Source organism: Thermoflexibacter ruber, assembly GCF_900113045.1.
In the GTDB taxonomy this organism is placed as follows: domain Bacteria; phylum Bacteroidota; class Bacteroidia; order Cytophagales; family Thermoflexibacteraceae; genus Thermoflexibacter; species Thermoflexibacter ruber.
Genome location: NZ_FONY01000119.1, coordinates 1 through 1,234, shown reverse-complemented (window position 1 = coordinate 1,234; position 1,234 = coordinate 1). Strand labels below are relative to the sequence as shown.

At 31.8% G+C, this 1,234-nt stretch carries 1 protein-coding gene; it reads right to left on the bottom strand.

From position 1 onward, the window contains the following. Positions 1-204: 204 nt before the first annotated feature. Entirely contained in the window at positions 205-987 is a 783-nt protein-coding gene (locus tag BM141_RS22455; protein ID WP_091549662.1) for a LysM peptidoglycan-binding domain-containing protein, read from the bottom strand. Between the last annotated feature and the right edge of the window lie 247 nt (positions 988-1,234).

The window sequence follows — 1,234 nt, the reverse complement described above, 5'->3', positions numbered from 1 at the left end:
TGGAAAAAACACCAAACATAAAAGCATATCCACAAAAATTAGAGGACAAACAAATTGTATTTATTCAAGAAAATGTAAAATAATTCACGTTATAAATAATAACGCAGATATTTTGGCTGGTTTCAATTTAAAGTTTGGAGTAAAATTATAAGTTTTCTATATATAAATAAAAGTAAGTAATTTTTACTGCATAGCGAATTTTATCTATTTTACCTTTTCATACGAAAGTGTTACAGGAAATCGCTCATTGACCACGCCCAAAGACTTGCAAGCAGACTGCGAAAGTTTGATGATGACTTTCTGGTCGGCATCTATGTTAGGAATTTTTCCTATGATTTTTACCGTTACCGAAGTTCCACTACTTTCATTAAATACCCTTACATAAGAACCAACGGGCAATTTTCTATGCAAAGCCAATTTCAAATCGGTTTTCGTCCCACTAATCATTGCCCCCATGCCTGACTCTTGGACAATATTTGCCCCTGATTTTGGGATAGCAGGTTCTTCAGTAGTAGAGGCAAAGGCATAACCCACCATTAATCTATCATTTATTTTTATCTGATTATCAGCTAATTGATTCCATTTTTTTACACTGTCTATATGTACATTATGCATAAAAGCTATTTTGTAAAGGCTTTCATTCTCTTTAACTATATGATACTTAGGCTTACGGTTGTTTTTCTTTTGTGCATTTTTCTCAGTCAAATTTGCTTTCGGAGGAGCGGGCACTTCCTTAGTTGGTATGTATAAGACTTGTCCTACATTAATTTGGTCTTTTTTTGCAAGTGCCTCATTGTGCTTTCTCAGTTCTTCTACTTTGACCTGATAGCGTTTAGCAAGCCCAATCAAAGTTTCACGCGGAGAAACCTTATGTATAATGAAAAACTTATCTTCTTTTTTTACTATACCCAAAGAATCAAAGGCTTTACTATGTGATGTAAAGCAAAATAAAAATGCCAAAATATTGAAAAATAGCTTTTTAGCCATATAAATTTAGAGAGTAAATGTGAAGTGATACATTATCATATAGCTAATTTAGATTATTTTCTTGAAAGGTTATAGAATTAATGTACAAAATTGAGTTTGATGAAATTTGCTATCCAATGGCTGATTTGCAACTATTTGCTAATCAATTATTTTATGTTATTTGCAAATTTTTCTAATTTTTTTTATTAATTTATTTGGAGGTTAGGGAAATAGTTCAGACCTTTGCAGACCCAAAATCAAGGTAGGA